At 64.2% G+C, this 1,388-nt stretch carries 1 protein-coding gene; it reads right to left on the minus strand.

Features of this window, described 5'->3' with window-relative positions; genetic code table 11:
- Nucleotides 1–20: 20 nt before the first annotated feature.
- Entirely contained in the window at nt 21–1,256 is a 1,236-nt protein-coding gene (locus ABGB10_RS33160; protein WP_347664917.1) for an ISL3 family transposase, read from the minus strand.
- Nucleotides 1,257–1,388: the final 132 nt, after the last annotated feature.

The raw sequence follows: 1,388 nt of genomic DNA on the forward strand, positions 1-1,388 counted from the left end.
TTGTCGTACACCTGTGCCAATTAGCGGGTTGCTGTGGGTAGTGGGGTAGTGACTCCGCCGTGGCAGAGGTGGATCATTTCGGTGAGGTTGTCGAGGTCGGCGTAGCCGTGGGCGCGGCGTTGGATCAGGCGGATTCCGGCGTTGACGCCTTCGAGCAGTGAGTTCGACAGGTGTAGGTGGATGGCGTTGAGGATGCCTGCGCGGTGGCGGCGTAGCCGTTTGGCCAGGACGACGAAGGCGTTGATTCCGCAGCGTAGGGCTCTGTTGATCCAGCGGCGTAGGTGATCGTCGGCGTCGGCGGCGGGGATCTGGTAGAGCTGGCGAAGGTCTTCCTTGAGGCGCCAGGCGCGGTGCAGGCGTGGGTGTTTGCGGCGGAGTTGCTCGATGATCGCGGCGCGGGTCGGGTCGTGTTTCTCGGCGGGCTGGCGCAGGGCGCCTCGGACCCTTTGCCACGTCTTGGCGGGCGTCAACCCAGTCACGCTGATCTTTACTCCCAGTTCAGTGGTGGTGCTGTAGGCCACGTCGAGGGCTTCGCCGGCCCACTTGATGGCGTGGAACGGGTCGAGGCAGATCGCGGCGTGGGGGACGTGCGCAGTGGTGGCTTTGCGGTAGATCGGGGTCATGTCCATGCTGACCGCTTGCAGTCGGGCGCGGCCGGCCGGGCCGAGGGATTTGAGGAATTCACCGAGTACGTGCTGGCTGCGGCCCTCGCCGACGAACACCACCCGGCCGGTGTCGTGGTCGGCGACCACGGTGAGGAACTTGCGACCTTTGCGGTAAGCGATCTCGTCCACGCCGATGCGGTAGAGGTTGTCGAGCCGGTCACTGTCGAGGTGTTCATCGACGAGCCTGCGTACGAGCGCGTCGACCGTCTCCCAGGTGGTCCGCAACAACATCGCCACACCGCTCTTGGACATCCGTTTGACCAGCCAGGCGGCCATATTCTCGAAATCGCGGGTGTGTCGGGCGCCAGGGCGCGCCCACGGCATCCACTCGCTGCGCACCTGCCCACAGCCTCGGCAATCGACCCGACGGATCTCAGCCTCGATCAGAACCTGATGATGGCCGAAGTCGACGTGACGCCACTGCCTGCGGGAACGGTCATAGCGGGCCTTACTGACCCGCCCGCACGGACAGACCAACACCTGCGAGCGAAGCCGCACTCGCACCACGATCGCGGTATCCGTGAAATGAACACCTTCGACGACCGTTGCCTCAAAGCCCAGCAGACGGTTAAGCGCAGAAGCGGCGCGCACGTGGATCCCCTTGTTCAGACCGGTCTCAGCAACCTCCTGAACGAGTCAAGATCCACGGCGCGCCGCACTCTTTGTGCGCAACGCCCTTATGAACAACCCACAGCAACCCGCTAATTGGCACACCTGTTCTAG

The sequence above is a fragment of the Micromonospora sp. B9E7 genome, from assembly GCF_039871815.1.
Classification (GTDB): domain Bacteria; phylum Actinomycetota; class Actinomycetes; order Mycobacteriales; family Micromonosporaceae; genus Micromonospora.